The following is a 16,829-nucleotide window of genomic DNA, read 5'->3' on the forward strand; positions in this document are numbered from 1 at the left end:
CTAGGGAACCCGCTGTCAAGGGTGGGTGAGCCCTCTTCAAAAGATTCCATAACTGGGCGTAGTGAAAGGTATTACGCGGCGAAGACGAAGCGGGGGCATCCCTGCGCAATCGAACTCGCAGCTGCCCCCTTCCCATTAACGTCAGTCACAGTCACTTCTTACCGTCAAACGACCGAAACCGGCCATACCTTAGAGACGGGGGTCGTTTCCGGTCTCACTGCCCTGCTTCGCGACCGGTCAACTCCACGTGTGCAGGTTTTCCAGGCTCGCCCAGTGCCTTGAGGGGGCGGCCGTTCAACTCACCCTCGACCGCGCCACCGTCACCGAGGTCGAGAACGAAGGAACGCTCCCCTTTCCACTCGATGATGTCGCCGGCCTTCAGGTCGTAACGCTGCGAGATGCTGTCGTCGATGGTGATGCTGAGCCAGCTGTCCTGGGTGAAGCGCAGCTTCAGCACGACGCCTCCCTTTTTGCCGGGCGGCGCCGCTGTGTTCTCCCCATCCGCAGGGGGCGTGGGAAGCACACCGCGGCTTGAGCTGAGCGGCTTTTGAACGGCGCCGGCAAGAGGTGCAGGCGCGGGAGCTGCGGCCGGCGCAGGGGGTGCTGCCGGAGGGGGGGCTAAAGGACGCTCATCCTCGGAGATGAAAACAGCCACGACAACCACAGCTACCAGCAAAAGCGCAGGCACCGCCCACCGTCCGGGACCGGCCACCCTAACCCGCTCGAGGCTTCCGATGCCGGGGCGCTTTGTTTCGGCCTCGGTCGTCTTGGTTGCGGCAGGAGGCTGTGGGCCGGGAGGGGGAAGGAGCCCCTTCTCGTACCGCGCCACGATATCGTCACCGGAAAGGGAGAGATAACCGGCATAAAGCCTTAGAAAGCCCTTGATATACGCCGCATTGGGGAGCTTTTCGAACTGTCCCGCCTCGATGGCGACCAGGTAGTTCTTCCCGATCTTGGTGACGCGGGCGGCGTCCTCCAACTGAAGCCCATTCGCCTCGCGGGCCTTGCGCAGGTACTCCCCTACCGGGAGTTCCGCGTCGTTTTCCAACTCTGGCTCAGCCACTTTACCTCACCTTTAGCAGGTCCAGGTACTCCCTGGAGAGCTGCCCGATCTCGGAATCCGGGGCCAGGCGCACGACATCCTGGAACGCGTTCCTGGCCGCGTCGGCGTTTTTGAGCTTCATCTGCGCAAGCCCCATGTGGTAATGGGCGCTCGCGTAGGTCGGCGCAAGCCTGAGCGCCTTCTGGTACTCCTCCACGGCAAGCTCGGTCTTGTCCATGGCGAAGTAGACGCGTCCGAGGTTCAGCCTGGTACGGGGATCGCTGCCGTTTTTGCCGACCAGGCCGCGCAGCACCTCGAGGGCATGGGGGTAGTCCCCCTTCCCGAGGTAGGCGAGCCCCAGGTTGATGGCGGCATTGTCCTGTCCCTGGTAGAAGATGTCGTCCTGCACCACCTTGAACTGGTTGATGGCGTCATCCCACCGCTTCATCTCAAGGTAGTTGACGCCCAGGTTGTTGCGCGCGTCTGAAAAGTTCTTCCTGAGGGAGACCGCCTTCAGAAACTTCTCCTCGGCGAGGTCATAGTGTCCCTTGCGAAAATAGGCTAGCCCCAAAAGGTTCAGGAGTTCCGGGTCTTTTGGGGTGAGCTTCTCGGCGGCGGTCAGTTCCTTCAGGGCGCCGGTGAAGTTGCTCTCGGCATAGAAGGACTGCCCCATCTGGAAGTGGTAGACGGCCAGGTTCTTGTCGGCCTGACTCAGGGCGCACCCCGAGGCGAGCAGGACGGTGACGGCAAGCATGAAGGGCGTGGGACGAATCATATACCTCACAGGAAACCCGCGAAATTGCGCCAGGAAAAATTAACAGAAGTGATGGTCATTGTCAATGAGGAGCCGGTAACCGGCGGCGCGCCAGATGCGGCGCTACAGTTCCCCGACCCCCTGGAAATGGGTCATGTTCTTGAAGCTGCGGTAGCGCGCCTCGATCTCTGGGTAGCTGAGGGTCTTCAGACGTTCGAGGCTGAAGTCCTCCACGTTGAAGGAGGCCATTACCGAGCCGAAGATGATCGCCTGACGGATCCCCTCATCGGAGAGGTTACCGGTGTTGGCGAGATACCCCATGAAACCGCCGGCGAAGGTGTCTCCTGCGCCGGTCGGATCAAAGACCTGCTCGAGCGGGAAGGCCGGGGCGGCAAACACCGAATTCCCGTTGAACATGAGAACACCGTACTCGCCGCGCTTAACGATGAGGTTCTTGACGCCGAGGCCGATGATGGCGCGTGCAGCCTTCACAAGGTTCGCCTCGCCGGAGAGCTGGCGCGCCTCCCCTTCGTTGATGATCAGGAAGTCGACGCGGCTGATCACCTTTTTGAGCGCCTCAGGCTTCGACGAGATCCAGAAGTTCATGGTGTCGCAGGCGACCACGCGCGGGCTCTTCACCTGGTTCAGCACCTCCATCTGCAGCTCGGGGTCGATGTTGGCGAGGATCAGGTACTGCGCGTCCGCATAAGCTGCGGGGATCACCGGCTTGAAGCTCTCGAACACGTTCAGGTGGGTTTCCAGGGTCTGCGCCTCGTTCAGGTCGTAGCCGTAGCGCCCTTTCCAGTGGAAGGTCTCGCCGGGGACCCGGGAGAGGCCGGTAAGATCGATGTTGCGCGAAGAGAGAAAGCGGGTGTGCTCCTCGGGGAAGTCCTCCCCGACCACGGCGACGAGGTTCACGTCGGTGAAGAAGCTCGCGGAAGTGGCGAAATAGGTGGCCGAGCCCCCAAGGACGCGGTCTCTTACCCCGAATGGGGTCTCTACGGAATCAAGCGCGACGGAGCCGACGACAAGTATGCTCATGAAAGCCTCCGGTATGGTACGGGATGGGTGTGCGACTGCGGATAAGAAGAAGCCGCCGGGAAGCCCCGGCGGCACGTGTTCGTTCTACAGGTATTTCCCGAGGATGAGCTCGAGGTTTTCGCGGGTCTCGACGGGGATGACCGAGGTATCACTGATCACCGCGTACTTGAGCGCCTCGCCGCAGGCACAGCCGCGGCCGGCGGCAACCTGCGCCACCGCCTGGCGGATGATCTTTTTCGCGGTGGCCACGTTGTTCTTGATGATCTCGATGATCGCCTCCACCGAGACGTCGTCGTGGGACTCGTGCCAGCAGTCGTAATCGGTGGAGAGGGCGATGACGCCGTAGCAGATCTCGGCCTCGCGGGCGAGCTTCGCCTCGGTCAGGTTCGTCATGCCGATGATGGAGGCGCCGAAGGAGCGGTACAGGTGCGACTCGGCGCGGGTGGAGAAGGCCGGTCCCTCCATGCAGACGTAGCATCCCCCCTTGTGTACGGTAGCCCCCACCTCCCCGGCCGCCCGGTACAGGATGTCGGAGAGTTCGCCGCAGACGGGGTCCGCGAACTGGACGTGGCCGACCACGCCGTTGCCGAAGAAGGTGTCCTTGCGGAAACCGCGGGTGCGGTCGATGAACTGGTCCGGAACGACGATGTGCCCGGGGACGATCTCCTCCTTCAGGCTCCCTACCGCCGAGACGGAGATGATGCGGGTGACGCCTAGCTTCTTCATGCCGTAGACGTTGGCGCGGTAGTTCACCTCGGAGGGGGTGAAGCGGTGCCCCTTGCCATGGCGCGGCAGGAAGACCATCTGCACGCCGTCAAGGGTACCGGTGACGTACTCGTCGCTGGGCCTGCCGAAGGGGGTATCCACGATAACCTGGCTCACCCCGGTCATCCCTTCCATCTCGTACAGTCCGCTGCCGCCGATCACACCGATTACTTCGTTAGCCATAGCTTCCTCCCAGCGTCATTGTATTAATAATATACGGAGCGCCCCTTCAGGCGCCGCTAGTCTGCCTCGTCCTTTCGGTCCAACTTCCCCTTCAACTGCCCGCAGGCGGCGGAGATGTCCCCACCGCGGCTGGAGCGGGTGATCACGGTAACGTTCTTGTCCAATAGGTACTTGTGAAACCGGTCGATGCTCTCCTGAGTAGGCGTCTTAAAGCCGCACCCCTCGTGCTCGTTGAACGGAATCAGGTTCACCTTGGAGGGGATGTTGCTGATAAGGCGCACGAGCCTTTTGGCGTCCTCCAGCGTGTCGTTCAGGTCCCGGATCATGACGTACTCCATGGTGATCCAGCGCCTGGAAGGAAGCGGGAACGCCTTGCAGGCGGCCAGGAGCTCCTTCAGAGGGTAGCGCCGGTTGATGGGCATGATCTGGTCCCGCACCTCGTCCGTGGTGGCGTTCAGGGAGACCGCGAGGTTCACCGTGCAGCCGCGTCCAAGCTCCGCCATCTCCGGGACGAGCCCCGAGGTGGAGACGGTCACCTTGCGCGTGGAGAGCTGGAAGCCGTCCGGGTCGGTGAGGATCTTCACCGCAGGGATGACGCCAGCCAGGTTGTGCAAAGGCTCTCCCATCCCCATGAAGACGATGTTGTTCACCGGGTGCTCTCGTTTCACCGCGCAGACCTGGTTCACGATCTCGGCCGTAGTCAGGTTCCGCTCCAGGCCGAAGGTGCCGGTCAGGCAGAAGGCGCACTGCATGGCGCAGCCGACCTGGCTGGAGATGCACAGGGTGTTTCTCCCCTCGTCAGGGATGAGCACGCTTTCCACGGCGGATCCGTCTTTCAGGCGGAAGAGGTACTTCCTCGTGCCGTCCGCGGAAGCCTCGACCGCTTCGGGGATGAGGTTGCTGATCTCGGCACGCTCCTGCAGGACGGCCCGGAACTCCTTGGAGACGTTGGTCATCTCGTCGAAGCTCATGGCATCCATCTGGTAGAGCCACTTGAAGATCTGTTTCGCGCGGAAGCGTTCCTTGCCGAGCCCCGAGATGTACGCCTCGAGGTACTGCAGGGTCAAATTCTTTATATCGGTCTTTTCCATGTCTTTTGATACTAAAAAAGCCCTTCTCGCGAAGGGCTCTTGGTCTGTCTTGAACCAGCTTCGGATTAAACCAGTTCCAGCTGGTTGAAGAAATACGGGATCTCGAAGGAAGCGGACTCGGGGGAATCGGAGCCGTGCACGGTGTTCTCTTCGATGCTGACGCCCAGGGACTTGCGGATGGTGCCTTCCGCGGCGTTGGCCGGGTTGGTTGCACCCATGAGGGTACGCCAGTCGGCGATGGCGTTTTCCTTCTCCAGCACCAGGGTGATCACCGGGCCGCGGGACATGAACGCGCAGAGGTCGCCGAAGAACGGACGCTCTTTGTGGACGTAGTAGAACCCTTCGACCTGGCTCTTGGAGAGCAGGATCTTCTTCATGCCGACGACCTTGAAGCCGGCTTCCTCGATCATGGCGATGACCTTGCCGGTCACGTTTCTCTCGACTGCGTCAGGCTTTATGATGGCAAATGTTCTTTCCATTGTTTCCTCCGAGATTAATTTATAGTAGACGACCCATCTAATTAGCATTCCGGCTCGGCCGTTGTCAAGGCAAATGGCCGGATAGAGGCACAAAAAAAGCCCACAGAGCGATCTGTGGGCTTCGCGAAACAGGGCGACCCTGTTTCAGCTTACTTCTTCTCAGCCGGAGCCTGAGCCGGAGCAGCCGGAGCAGCCGGAGCAGCTTCAGGAGCTTTAGCGGAGGACATCGGAGCCTGAGCCGGAGCAGCCGGAGCAGCCTGCTCAGCGGCCGGAGCCGGAGCCTCTTCTTTCTTCTTGCAGCCAGCAGCGAAGGACAGGGCCAGAGCCAGGCAAAGTGCGAAGGAGATCAGTTTTTTCATTGACGATATCACCTCTTTTCTTTTGGATTTACCATTACTGCGCAAAGCGCATGGTTTTTTTCGTACGACAACAAAGGGCGAATATACTAGCATTCCTGTAAAAGTCAACACTTTTTAAAGGAGGCGAATATAAAAAATTATTAGCGCCGGCTCTGTAAACTTTTGATCGGCCCGTCCAAACATATCAACTCCACAATATAACAATGAATGTGGACAGAAGTACCCCACTGCAGGTGACTCCTCCCCCAAAACGGGGTCGTGGAGCAATGCTCGGGGGAACGAAAAGCGTCCAACAAGAGGCCAAGGGAAGAGCGCTGCTAGCTGTTGCCCTCCAGCATCCCCCTCCCGGTCGTGTTCGAGTTTGATAAAGACGAAAAACGCTGACTGAAGGGTCGCTTAGTTCTTGTAAACAGAGACTGAATATATTACTTTAGTCCAATCTCTCTCCGCCCCGCGCCGGAGCTACGCCATCAAGGGGGACCCGTGAACGAAACACTCCACTCCTCAGACAAGAAACTTCTTCTACAACTGGCCCGCGAAGCGGTAACGTCGACGGTCCTGACCGGCAAACTCAAAATACAGACGGTGACCGAGGAAAGGCTGCTGGCGCCCCAGGGGTGTTTCGTCACCATCAAGAAAAAAGGGACGCTCCGAGGTTGCATAGGCAACTTCACTTCCGACAAACCTTTATATCAATTAGTCCAGGAGATGGCCGCCTCCGCCGCAACCAGGGACCCCCGCTTCTACCCGATGAAGGAGGACGACCTGGCCGAGTTCGAGCTGGAGATATCGGTGCTTTCGCCTCTCAACAAGATAGAGTCCCCCGAAGAGGTGGAGGTCGGAAAACACGGCCTCTATCTGGAAAAAAACTTCTCGCGTGGTGTGCTCCTGCCCCAGGTGGCAGTGGAGCACAAATGGGATCGCGAGACCTTCCTGACGCAAACGGCGTTGAAGGCCGGTCTGAAGAGAGATGACTGGAAAGAGGGAGCCGATCTTTACGTCTTTAGCGCCCAGGTATTCGCAGAGCATTGATGCAGATATGGGGCCGCCCCACCGGCGGTCCCACCTTCCCCACCTTCCCCACCTTCCCCACCTTCCCCACCTTCCCCACCTTCCCCACCTTCCCCACCTTCCCCAGCCTTTACCTCGCCTAGCCCATCACTCCCATCACTCCCATCTGCCAGCCGCCAGCTTAAAAAAAAAGGGGGCGCAAACGCGCCCCCTTCCTGTTCAACTTTGCCGTCAACCGGCGAATTACATCTTCCTGCCGCCCTCTGCAGCCCACTTCTCAAGCATGTCGGTGGTAACGGACTTCGGACGCTCGATCGCGTAACCAAGACCGCGGTCCCAGGTGATGTTCGCCATGCAGCCAAGCGCACGACCTACACCGAACAGAACGGTGTAGAAGTCCCACTCCTTGAGGCCGTAGTACCACTGGATGACGCCGGACTGCGCATCGACGTTCGGCCAGGGGTTCTTGGTCTTGCCGTGCTCGGTGAGGACGCCCGGGGCGGTCTCGAAGATCATGGCGACCAGCTTGAACAGCGCGTCGTCCTTGAGGCCCGGAGTCTTGAGGCAGAACTCACGCTGCGCGGTGTAGCGCGGGTCGGTCTTCCTGAGAACGGCGTGGCCGTAGCCCGGAACGACCTGGCCTGCGTTGAGGGTATCCCAGAGAGCCTTGGTGACGTTCTCTTTGGTCGGCTCGGCGCCGTTGAGTTTCTTCTGGAACTCCATGATCCAGCCGAGCACTTCCTGGTTGGCAAGGCCGTGCAGCGGACCGGCGAGGCCGTTGAGGCCGGCGGCGTACGCGTAGTACGGGTCGGAGAGAGCGGAATGCACCAGGTGGGTGGTGTGAGCCGAGACGTTGCCGGACTCGTGGTCGGAGTGAAGGATGAAGTACATCCTTGCCACATCCTTGTACTGCTCGCTCTGGCCGATCATGTGGGCGAAGTTCGCACCCAGGTCGAGTTTCGGATCGATGGCGATCTGCTTGTCGCCGCGATACTTGAGGTTGTAGATGAAGGCGGCGAGAACCGGGATACGGGCGACGATGTCGCTGGCATCCTCATATACGTACTCCCAGGCGTCCATCTTGTTGAACTTGCCGCCGCTGTAGAAGGCAGCAAACTTGGACTCTTTCTGCATCGCCATGATGCCGACGGAGAGCATGACCATCGGGTGGCTGTCCTTCGGGAGCGAGCGCACGACGGTGTACACGTACTCGGGCACCACCTGACGGGTCTTGAACTCGGCCTCAACGGCGGCAACCTGCTCCAGGGTCGGAACCTCGCCAGTCAGCAGGAAGTACCAGAAGGACTCGACGGTCGGGTACTCGGAACCTGCAGCCTTCGGCAGTGCCTCGAAGGTCTCGGGGATGGTCTTGCCGCGGAAGCGGATCCCTTCCTGCGGATCGAGGTAGGAGATGTCGGTGACGAGCGACCTGATGTCGCGGGCGCCGCCGATGCACTGGCCGATGTCCACCTTGTCGATAACGACGGAGCCGAACTCTTTGGTCAGCTTGGTGATACGGGGGCGGTGTGCCTGGATCTTCTCAAACAACTTCTCTTTTAATTGCGTCATGTGCCAGATCTCCTTTTCTGTTGGGGTTGAGGTACATACCGATCAAGTAAACTGATCAAATTGCCCGCTGACACCGTGCCTTTTGACACTGACCTTCGGCCGGTTGCGTGAGGTAGGTATACTGTATACAAAGATTTTTCAAATGTATACCATTGAGTCGACTCAATTTCAATACAAAAAAATCCCGTTTTACTATTTTGCATACATTTTAATCCGACCTAAAGCAGTACCAGTTCCTGCTCCGAAAAGGTGAGACGTTTAAGCCCCTGTTCTGACAGATAAAAGGAATTTTCTATGCCAACGGCCCCCTCCCCGGGAAACACCAGTTTCGGCTCAAAGGCGAAGGCCATCCCCACCTCCAGGGTTTCCTCATCGAACCCTCTGGCGATGAACGGATATTCGTCGATCTCGATCCCGAGGCCATGCCCGATGAAGGATATCTGGCCGCCGGGTGTGCCCATGAAGGCGTCGGCGTAGCCCATGGCACTGGCACGCTCGAGACAGGCGCGATAGATGCCGCTCCAACTGGCACCTTCAACGGCCATCTCCATCATCAGTTCCTCGATGCGGAGCATATCCTCGTAACCGCGTCGCATCCGGTCGGAAACGGAACCGATGGCGAAGATCCTGGTCTGATCCACCAGGTAGCCGTCGAAACAACTTGCGAAATCAACAACCACCGGTTCGTCGCGTCGAATCCTGTTGTAGCTCGCGCCGTGGCCGAAGGCCGGGGTAAGCCCCATGCCGCCGAGGGCGGTGTTGGTGCACGCGGGAGCGGCGGCATCGGCACCGGACAGAACCTGCACACCGGAGATCTCCCCGTTGAAGGCCCGCATCCTTACATATCCCTGGTGCCCCTCGACGCGCATGACATGTTCGAGTTCGGCGGCAAGATCCACCTCGCTCATCCCCTCGCGGATCACCTCCCGCGCGCGACGGTAAGCCTTGTCGGCCTGGCCGGCCGCGTCCTGCAGGATGTGGATCTCGTAGTGGGTCTTGCACATGCGCACGCGCCTGATGAGAGGCGTGGCGTCCACGGGCTTTGCGTTAGGAAAAAGGGAAAGGTATCTGTGGTAGAGGTTGACCGGCAGGACGTCGAGTTCAAGACCCAGACGCTGCGACGCTAAAGCGCCGTGTTCGGCGATCAGGGAGGGTAGCCGGTCCAGAGAGGGAAGCGGCACCACGTGTTCCAGGGCGCTCTCCATGCGCGCGCGCATGAAGTCCCGGCGCACGAGGTAGATCGGTTTTCCTGAGACGGGAAGGTAGAGGACACCGGTCTGCACGGTACCGGTGAAGTAGAAAAGGTCTGCGTTTTGCACCATGAGGACCGCGTCCATGCCCGCGGCCGCCATCTCGACTTGCAGCTTCCTGTAACGGTATTCCAGTTCGTTCTTCGGCGTAAGCCGCATATCCCCTCCTCTCTCCTCATGATGTTCATGAGGAGGAGAAGGAAAGATAACTCACAATCTGCACCGCGTCAACCCTTGCAGGCCAGTAAGATCAAGGGGTTATTAGCGAATCTGCAGTGAAGATCAGACATTTCCCTCAAGCTGCAGCTCGCGTATCGCCATCTCGCGCAGCTTGAATTTCTGGATCTTACCGCTTGCCGTCATGGGATATGAGTCGACGAAGCGGACGTATTTCGGGATTTTGTAGTTGGCGATCCTGCCGCGGCAGAATTCCTTCACCTCGTCCTCGGTCATCCCGCACCCCTGCTTCAGCACCACTGCCGCCATGACCTGCTCACCGTACTTTCGGTCCGGCACGCCGTAGACCTGGATGTCGGAGATATTCGGATGGGTGTAAAGGAACTCCTCGATCTCTCTCGGGTAGATGTTTTCTCCGCCGCGGATGATCATGTTCTTGATCCGCCCGGTGATCTTGCAGTAGCCGTTTTCGTCCATGACGGCGAGGTCCCCGGTGTGGAGCCAGCCGTCCGTATCGATCGCCTTAGCGGTCTCCTCGGGCATCTTGTAATACCCCTTCATGACCAGGTAACCCCTGGTGCAGAGCTCGCCCTGCTTGCCCGGCGGGAGTTCCGCGCCGGTTTCGATGTCGACGATCTTCAGCTCCACGTTGGGAAGCACCCTGCCGACCGTGGAGACCTTGAGCTCGATCGGATCGTCGGTGCGGGTCTGGGTGATGACCGGCGAGGATTCGGTCTGCCCGTAGGCAATGGTGATTTCGCTTGCGTGCATGTCGCGGATGACGCGGCGCATCACCTCGATCGGGCAGTTGGAGCCGGCCATGATGCCGGTCCTAAGCGAAGTGAGATCGAACTCCTGGAAACGTGGGTGTTCGAGTTCGGCGATGAACATGGTCGGAACGCCGTGCACCGCGGTGCAGCGCTCCTTCTCGATAGCCTGCAGCACTTTCAGTGGGTCGAAGATCTCCACCGGGACCATGGTAGTGCCGTGGGTGACGCAGGCCATGACCCCTAAAACGCAGCCGAAGCAGTGAAAGAAGGGAACCGGGATGCAGAGGCGGTCATTTTCGGTGAAGCGCATGCACTCACCGATGTTGAAGCCGTTGTTGATCACGTTGTGGTGGGTCAGCATGACCCCCTTCGGGAAACCGGTGGTGCCCGAGGTGTACTGCATGTTGATCACCTCGTTCACGTGCAGCGTTGCCTCCACGGCCGCAAGTTCAACGTCGGAGACCTCGCGACCAAGCTCGACGATCTTCTCGAAGTTGATCATCCCGTCAGGGGCTCCCTCCCCTATGAAGACGACGTGCTGCAGACAGGGAAGTGCCGCGCTTTTCAGTTCACCGGGTTTGCTCGTCGCGAGCTCCGGAACCACGCTCGACAGCGTTTCGACGTAGTTGGTATCCTTGAAGCCCTGCACCATGAAAAGAACACTGGAGTCGGACTGCCGAAGCAGGTACTCGAGCTCGGCGGACTTGTAGCTTGTATTTACCGTAACGAGCACCGCCCCGATCTTCGCGGTGGCGAACTGCAGGGTCACCCACTCGGGAACGTTGTAGGCCCAGATCGCCAGGTGATCGCCCTTTTTCACCCCTAAGCGCAAGAGCCCCTTCGCCACTTGGCGGCAGCGCTCGTTGAACTCGCGCCAGGTGTAGCGCAGACCGCGCTCGACGTAGATCAGCGCCTCGTTGTCGGGATATTTGCCCGCTATGTCGTCCAGCAACGCTCCGACTGTCAGATTGATCTCTTGCGTCATGGGCACCCCCTGTGTTTCACGGTATCAAACGGTTGTTAAACCGAAAAAAGTCATTATAACAAAAAGGTTTGTCCAATTAACATAGGCACCTGCGGCATGTCAAGATTTATGGCTCGTCGGCCTGCCGCTTCTTTGAGCAGGGAGAGGACCGTGCCCGAAACAGGCGCTCCTCCGGCGCAAAAAAAGCTTGACACGATTTTCCGGCGCCACTCCGCCACCTTAGGCTAAGCTACTGAAATCATTAGCACTATGTTTGAAACGTCACTAGCAGCAACCTGATTATTTTTTAGGCAAAACGCAGAGACCGTCAATTTAAAAAGCATTTCTCCCTCCTTCAACGTCTTTTCCACAGCGCTTTCCACAAAAGGTGTGGAGCGGGCCGGAAAACCTCATTTTTTCTCTATGAAACGGGCAGTTATGCGGGAGAAGAGGAATCGGGGCCTCTTCACCATGCGGCGGTTATGCCGTAAACACCAAAGACGCAGAGGTCCTGTTGACCGGCTCCGTCCTCCGGTCAGACCATCGCACAGACAAAAACATATTCGAACAGGGATGAAGGGGATACAGGGGATAAAGACGTAAACCTTTCTCAGCAAAGACGCAAAGGCGCAAGGACAAGCAGAAACAAAAGATTCTGGTTTACACCCGAAGCCTTTTGCATTGCCTTTGGTATATCCCTTTTATGCCATTCATCCCTGTTAAATGGTTTGCTCGTTTTTTGATTATCTTTGCGACTTTGCGGCTTGAGCGAGCAAAGCGAACGGGCGCGAGATGTCTATAGGTTTTGGTTCACCACGTTTTGAGGGGAACCTTCGAGGAAGGCGGCGATATTTTGCGCCGTAGTCGCCATGAGCCTTTGGCGGGCGGCCAGGGTGGCCCAGGCGATGTGCGGGGTGATGATGCAGTTTCTTGCGGTGAGAAGCGGGCTGTCGGCGGGGATCGGCTCTGAGGCGGCAACGTCCACGGCAGCTCCGGCGATGACGCCACGGTTTAAGGCATCGGCCAAGTCTCGCTCGTTTACAAGCCCTCCCCTGGAGGTGTTGATAAGAAGCGCATGGCGCTGCATGCGCGAAAGCAGTCCTGCGTTCACCATACCTGCATTATCCTCGGTAAGCGGACAGTGCAGGCTTACCACGTCGGAACGCTCAAAAAGCTCTCCAAGCTCGACCCAGGTGACCGAAAATCCGCCGGGCGCGGTACGGTGCCGCGGGTTGTACGCGACGACCTGCATGCCCAGGGCATGGGCGACAGCCGCGACGCGCGCGCCGATGCGTCCGAGCCCCACGATCCCGATCGTCCTTCCACAGAGTTCGGTGAGCGGCTCCCCGACGAGGGTGAAGTCCGCCGAGCGGGTCCAATCCCCCCCGTGCACGGCCTCGTTGTAACGCGCCACCCGGTTGGTGAGTTCCAAAATCAGGGCGATGGCGTGCTGCGCCACCGAGTCGCTGCCGTACTCCGGCACGTTCACCACCGGGATGCCCAGCCGCGCCGCAGCCGCGAGATCAACCACGTTGTAGCCGGTAGCAAGGACACATATGAGCTTAAGCTCGGGGAGCTCAGCCAGGGTGGCAGCCTTGAGCGGCGTCTTGTTGGTCAGGACGATCTGCGCGCCGCTGGAGCGCTCCACGACAAGATGCTCCGGGGTGCGGTCGTGCACGGTAAGTTCGCCGAAAGCAGCGACCTCATCCCACTGGTTGTCACCGGGGTTCAAAGTATGCCCATCCAGCACCACGATCTTCATGACCACCTCCAGAAAACCGATACAAACAGAACCTTTGTCACGCAAAGACGCAAAGACGCAAAGACAAGCAGAAACAAAAGATTTCGATTTTACCCCGAGTCTTTTGTTGAAAAAGTTTTTTGTCTTTGTTTTTCTTTGCGACTTTGCGTCTTTGCGTTACAGAAAGCTTTTGTCGTTGGCTTTATCCCTTATATCCCCTTCATCCCTGTTAAAAGAGCTTTTGCCTTTGTTTTTCTTTGCGGCTTTGCGTCTTTGCGTGAGGCGGTTTTGTTCAAAGGTTTTTTTCAACCACGACGCCGCCGGAAACCACGAACTTAACCGCGTCCTCCACCGTCATGCCGCAGTCTTGAACCTCGTCCTCATGGAAAAAGAGCGCGAATCCGGAGGTCGGATTCGGCATGGTCGGCACGTACACCACAACCATCCTCTCGCCGTCATGCTCGACCTCAGCGGTCACGAAGCCGACGGCACGCACCCCCTTGCGTGGCCACTCAACGAACACGGCCCGACGATAGGAGGTCTTGCCGTCCTTGAAAACCTGGGTGAGCTGCTTGCTCGAGCCGTAGATCGACTTCACCAGGGGGATACGCGAAAAGAGGTCGTCCCACCACCTGAGGATCCTGGTCCCCATCACGTTGGTGGCGAGAAGCCCGGAAAGGTAGATGACGATCAACCCGGTCAGCATGCCAAGGCCGGGAATGTAGGTGTGGTTGTTGATCAGGGCAGTGAGCAGCGAATCAAGATATGAACCCAGGATGCCGTCCGCGAAGTTGAACAGGAACTTCAAAATAAAAATGGTGATGCCCAGGGGAACGACCACGAACAGGCCCGTGATGAAGCGCCCCTTGAAATGTTTGATGAGTTTTTCCATTGCGCCTCCTATCTTCCGTTTGCGTTATGCTACAAAAGCGGCCGAAATGTCAACGGCGTTTCCCCCCGTGGCGGATCTTCATCCCTGAATTCCATGGAGCCAAGTGTGTGTTCCCATGAATCGCTGCATGAGCCCAGCGTCCCCCCCTTTGCGAAGGGGTAGCCTGCCCCCCATAGCCTTGGCGAAGGGGGGACAGGGAGGGATTTGCCTTGGTCAGACCGGGGGGAGCGCAGGTTCAAGTACGGCGCTTCGTAACTCATGTATTAGCCTCCGCGGAATTCTTGACAACTAACGACGCAAAAACTACAGTAACAGTCGCCGTTTCATCCCGAAAACTAGCAAAGGCCCACCTGGATGCTGAAAAAAGGCTTCATCATATCGGCCGTCGCCGCCCTCCTCGCTTCCCTCTTCTTCCTGGCACCGCTTCTCGACAAGGAAGAGCGTGCCCGCCGCAGCGAGGCGGAATACCTCGCCATGTTCAGGGAGGTGGTGGACATCGTCAAAGAGAGCTACGTCGACAAGGTCGACGACAAAAAGCTCATGACAGGCGCCATCAACGGCATGCTCGCCGCGCTCGACCCGCACAGCGTGTACCTTCCCGCTTCGGACTTCTCCGAGATGAAGGTGCACATGGCAGGCGCCTTCGGCGGTGTGGGGATCGAGCTGGACATGCGTAACGGCAAGCTCATGGTCAACGCGCCCATCGAGGACACCCCGGCCTTCAAGGCAGGCATCCTGTCCGGCGATCACATCGCCCTCATCGACGGCAAGCCGACCAAGGATCTCCCCATCAACGAGTGCGTGAACCGGATGCGCGGCACCCCGGGAACCACGGTCACCCTGACCATAGAGAGAGAGGGGGCCGCAGCGCCGCTCACCTTCCGCCTCACCCGCGCCATCATCAAGACCAAGAGCCTCAAGGCCCGCCTCGTTGCGCCCGGTTTTGGTTACGTCCGTATCGCGGAGTTCCAGGAAAGGACCGGCGAGGACTTCGAGAAAGCCCTGAAAACCCTGGCCGCGGACAACGGAGGGCCGCTATCCGGTCTCGTGCTCGACCTGCGCTACAACCCGGGCGGACTCGTGGACCAGGCCTACCGCGTCGCCGACCGTTTCATCGGCGAGGGGCTCGGCAACGGCGACATCGTCAGCACCAGAGGGCGCGAACCCGGAATGACCAACACGCTCACCGCCACGATAGGCAAGAAGGAACCGAACTACCCGATGGTGGTGCTCATAAACGGTGGCAGCGCGAGCGCCTCCGAGATCGTCGCCGGTGCGCTGCAGGATCACAAGCGCGCCGTGATCATGGGAACGCAGAGCTTCGGCAAGGGAAGCGTGCAGTCGGTGATGACCCTCAACAACGGCGATGGGCTGAAGCTCACCACCGCACGTTACTACACCCCGAACGGACGCTCCATACAGGCCAAGGGGATCACCCCCGACATCATCGTCGAATTCGCCACGAAACCGGCGCTCAAAAAGGAGAAAGAGGCCGATGTCCGCGAGCGGGACCTGGACGGGCACATGGAGGAGGTTCCCGAGGCAGGGCACCCGCCCCCGGCGCTGCCGAAAAAAGCCGCGCCGCCGCAACTCCCTAACCGCAGTAACGGGAAGAGTCAGGAGCTCAGCAATGAAGAGCTTCTGCAAAAGGACAATCAGCTCGCTCGCGCCCTCGACCTGCTGAAAGATGTCAACGTCCTGCAAAAGAGCGCCGGACGTTGACGGGATCCGGCAGCAGCAAGACGCCCGGCCGCCACAACCTGCTGGTCATCCTCGGGGCCACCGCCTCGGGAAAGACGCGGCTAGGCGTGCAGTTGGCCGACAGGTTCGACGGTGAGATCATTTCAGCCGATTCGCGCCAGGTCTATCGCGGCATGGACATAGGCACCGGCAAGGACCTGCACGAGTACGAAGGCATCCCCTACCACCTGATTGACGTAGCTCCCCCCGGCTCCGAGTTCAACCTGTTCCAGTTCCAACGTCACTTCCTCGCTTGCTTTGCCGAAATCTCAGAGCGCGGCAAACTGCCGATCCTCGTGGGAGGTAGCGGCATGTACCTCGACTGCGTGCTGCGCGGTTATCGCCTGGCCGAGGTTCCGGAAAACCCGGAGCTGAGGGAAGAGCTTTTGCCGCTTTCCATGGAAGATCTCGCCGAGAGGCTGGCCCGCGCCACCCCCACCCTGCACAACACCACCGATCTTACTGAGCGCAGTCGCCTCGTACGTGCCATAGAGATTGCCGAACATAATGGCGAGGCAAGTGAGCCGTGGCCAGACATCGTGCCGTTCACCATCGGTATCCGTTGGGATCGAGCCATGATAAGGGAGCGGATCACCCGCAGGCTAAAGGAGCGCATGGAGGCTGGGATGATCGATGAGGTGCGTCGTCTGCACGAGGCAGGGACGAGCTGGGAGCGGCTCGAGTTTTACGGCCTGGAGTACCGCTATCTCGCCCGGCACCTTAAGGGAGAGCTCTCCCGCAACGACATGTTCCAGAAGTTGAACGCAGCGATCCACGATTTTGCCAAGAAGCAGGAGAACTGGTTCAAGAAGATGCAAAGCCGTGGCACCGAGATCAACTGGATCGAAGGCGCCGGGGACCCGCTAAACGAGGCACTCGAACTGCTGCAAAACCGATTCGAACAGGGGTGAAGGGGATAAACGGGATAGAGGCACAACACCCTTTTCTCACGCAAAGACGCAAAGGCGCAGAGACAAGCAGAAACGAGATATTTTGGTTTA

At 59.1% G+C, this 16,829-nt stretch carries 16 protein-coding genes; 4 read left to right on the forward strand and 12 right to left on the reverse strand.

The annotated features are described in order from the left end of the window. Window positions 1-214 precede the first annotated feature (214 nt). The 7 genes from E4633_RS16260 to E4633_RS16290 form a co-directional block, all read right to left on the reverse strand. Entirely contained in the window at window positions 215-1,063 is an 849-nt protein-coding gene (locus E4633_RS16260; RefSeq protein WP_135871698.1) for a helix-turn-helix domain-containing protein, read from the reverse strand. A 1-nt stretch (window position 1,064) separates the two neighbouring features. Next, window positions 1,065-1,817 carry a tetratricopeptide repeat protein gene (locus E4633_RS16265; RefSeq protein WP_135871700.1) on the reverse strand — a complete coding sequence of 251 codons (753 nt, stop codon included), beginning with the start codon at window positions 1,815-1,817 and terminating at the stop codon, window positions 1,065-1,067. Between the two features lie 102 nt (window positions 1,818-1,919). Then, entirely contained in the window at window positions 1,920-2,837 is a 918-nt protein-coding gene (locus E4633_RS16270) for a PfkB family carbohydrate kinase (RefSeq protein ID WP_135871702.1), read from the reverse strand. A gap of 84 nt (window positions 2,838-2,921) precedes the next feature. Next, window positions 2,922-3,785, reverse strand: a complete 864-nt coding sequence (mtnP, locus tag E4633_RS16275) for an S-methyl-5'-thioadenosine phosphorylase (RefSeq protein ID WP_135871704.1) — start codon at window positions 3,783-3,785, stop codon at window positions 2,922-2,924. Window positions 3,786-3,841: 56 nt separating this feature from the next. After that, window positions 3,842-4,876 carry a 23S rRNA (adenine(2503)-C(2))-methyltransferase RlmN gene (gene rlmN / locus E4633_RS16280; protein ID WP_135871706.1) on the reverse strand — a complete coding sequence of 345 codons (1,035 nt, stop codon included), beginning with the start codon at window positions 4,874-4,876 and terminating at the stop codon, window positions 3,842-3,844. Window positions 4,877-4,941: 65 nt separating this feature from the next. Beyond that, window positions 4,942-5,355 carry a nucleoside-diphosphate kinase gene (gene ndk, locus E4633_RS16285; RefSeq protein ID WP_135871708.1) on the reverse strand — a complete coding sequence of 138 codons (414 nt, stop codon included), beginning with the start codon at window positions 5,353-5,355 and terminating at the stop codon, window positions 4,942-4,944. A gap of 149 nt (window positions 5,356-5,504) precedes the next feature. Further along, the gene (locus E4633_RS16290) at window positions 5,505-5,714 is read right to left on the reverse strand and encodes a hypothetical protein (RefSeq protein ID WP_129126072.1); all 210 of its coding nucleotides are present in this window, start codon (window positions 5,712-5,714) and stop codon (window positions 5,505-5,507) included. Between the two features lie 483 nt (window positions 5,715-6,197). On the opposite strand from E4633_RS16290, the gene amrA reads away from it, so the two are divergent. Beyond that, a complete protein-coding gene (amrA, locus tag E4633_RS16295; RefSeq protein WP_135871710.1) occupies window positions 6,198-6,746 on the forward strand; it encodes an AmmeMemoRadiSam system protein A in 549 nt (182 codons plus the stop codon). Next, entirely contained in the window at window positions 6,746-6,868 is a 123-nt protein-coding gene (locus tag E4633_RS20905; protein WP_281276790.1) for a hypothetical protein, read from the forward strand. Before amrA ends, E4633_RS20905 begins: the two co-directional genes overlap by 1 nt. A 100-nt stretch (window positions 6,869-6,968) precedes the next feature. On the opposite strand, the gene E4633_RS16305 is transcribed toward E4633_RS20905, so the two are convergent. The 5 genes from E4633_RS16305 to E4633_RS16325 all read right to left on the reverse strand — a co-directional run bounded on the left by E4633_RS16305 (window position 6,969) and on the right by E4633_RS16325 (window position 14,088). Then, window positions 6,969-8,294 (reverse strand): citrate (Si)-synthase, encoded by a 1,326-nt coding sequence (locus tag E4633_RS16305; RefSeq protein ID WP_135871714.1) that lies wholly within the window; start codon window positions 8,292-8,294, stop codon window positions 6,969-6,971. Between the two features lie 218 nt (window positions 8,295-8,512). Then, the gene (locus E4633_RS16310) at window positions 8,513-9,703 is read right to left on the reverse strand and encodes a M24 family metallopeptidase (protein ID WP_135871716.1); all 1,191 of its coding nucleotides are present in this window, start codon (window positions 9,701-9,703) and stop codon (window positions 8,513-8,515) included. 123 nt (window positions 9,704-9,826) lie between these two features. Further along, window positions 9,827-11,476: an AMP-binding protein gene (locus tag E4633_RS16315; RefSeq protein ID WP_135871718.1), complete on the reverse strand. Its 1,650-nt coding sequence runs from the start codon at window positions 11,474-11,476 to the stop codon at window positions 9,827-9,829. A gap of 775 nt (window positions 11,477-12,251) precedes the next feature. Beyond that, complete coding sequence (locus E4633_RS16320; protein WP_135871720.1) at window positions 12,252-13,217, reverse strand: D-2-hydroxyacid dehydrogenase; 966 nt, start codon at window positions 13,215-13,217, stop codon at window positions 12,252-12,254. A 271-nt stretch (window positions 13,218-13,488) separates the two neighbouring features. Next, a complete protein-coding gene (locus tag E4633_RS16325) occupies window positions 13,489-14,088 on the reverse strand; it encodes a DUF502 domain-containing protein (RefSeq protein WP_135871721.1) in 600 nt (199 codons plus the stop codon). Window positions 14,089-14,442: 354 nt separating this feature from the next. Here E4633_RS16325 and E4633_RS16330 point away from each other — a divergent pair, with 354 nt between their 5' ends. Together E4633_RS16330 and miaA are read left to right on the forward strand one after the other, a co-directional pair. Further along, window positions 14,443-15,810, forward strand: coding sequence for a S41 family peptidase (locus E4633_RS16330; RefSeq protein WP_135871723.1), 1,368 nt, complete (start codon window positions 14,443-14,445; stop codon window positions 15,808-15,810). Further along, the gene (miaA, locus tag E4633_RS16335) at window positions 15,807-16,739 is read left to right on the forward strand and encodes a tRNA (adenosine(37)-N6)-dimethylallyltransferase MiaA (protein WP_135871725.1); all 933 of its coding nucleotides are present in this window, start codon (window positions 15,807-15,809) and stop codon (window positions 16,737-16,739) included. Before E4633_RS16330 ends, miaA begins: the two co-directional genes overlap by 4 nt. The last annotated feature ends 90 nt before the right edge of the window (window positions 16,740-16,829 follow it).

Source organism: Geomonas terrae (assembly GCF_004791675.1).
Classification (GTDB): domain Bacteria; phylum Desulfobacterota; class Desulfuromonadia; order Geobacterales; family Geobacteraceae; genus Geomonas; species Geomonas edaphica.

What these genes read in the sequence shown, in the direction of transcription:
- E4633_RS16265 (WP_135871700.1), bottom strand. Translation starts at nt 1,817, where the DNA reads ATGATTCGTCCCACGCCCTTCATGCTTGCCGTCACCGTCCTGCTCGCC.
- E4633_RS16270 (WP_135871702.1), bottom strand. Translation starts at nt 2,837, where the DNA reads ATGAGCATACTTGTCGTCGGCTCCGTCGCGCTTGATTCCGTAGAGACC.
- mtnP (WP_135871704.1), bottom strand. Translation starts at nt 3,785, where the DNA reads ATGGCTAACGAAGTAATCGGTGTGATCGGCGGCAGCGGACTGTACGAG.
- rlmN (WP_135871706.1), bottom strand. Translation starts at nt 4,876, where the DNA reads ATGGAAAAGACCGATATAAAGAATTTGACCCTGCAGTACCTCGAGGCG.
- ndk (WP_135871708.1), bottom strand. Translation starts at nt 5,355, where the DNA reads ATGGAAAGAACATTTGCCATCATAAAGCCTGACGCAGTCGAGAGAAAC.
- E4633_RS16290 (WP_129126072.1), bottom strand. Translation starts at nt 5,714, where the DNA reads ATGAAAAAACTGATCTCCTTCGCACTTTGCCTGGCTCTGGCCCTGTCC.
- E4633_RS20905 (WP_281276790.1), top strand. Translation starts at nt 6,746, where the DNA reads ATGCAGATATGGGGCCGCCCCACCGGCGGTCCCACCTTCCCCACCTTC.
- E4633_RS16305 (WP_135871714.1), bottom strand. Translation starts at nt 8,294, where the DNA reads ATGACGCAATTAAAAGAGAAGTTGTTTGAGAAGATCCAGGCACACCGC.
- E4633_RS16310 (WP_135871716.1), bottom strand. Translation starts at nt 9,703, where the DNA reads ATGCGGCTTACGCCGAAGAACGAACTGGAATACCGTTACAGGAAGCTG.
- E4633_RS16315 (WP_135871718.1), bottom strand. Translation starts at nt 11,476, where the DNA reads ATGACGCAAGAGATCAATCTGACAGTCGGAGCGTTGCTGGACGACATA.
- E4633_RS16320 (WP_135871720.1), bottom strand. Translation starts at nt 13,217, where the DNA reads ATGAAGATCGTGGTGCTGGATGGGCATACTTTGAACCCCGGTGACAAC.
- E4633_RS16325 (WP_135871721.1), bottom strand. Translation starts at nt 14,088, where the DNA reads ATGGAAAAACTCATCAAACATTTCAAGGGGCGCTTCATCACGGGCCTG.
- E4633_RS16330 (WP_135871723.1), top strand. Translation starts at nt 14,443, where the DNA reads ATGCTGAAAAAAGGCTTCATCATATCGGCCGTCGCCGCCCTCCTCGCT.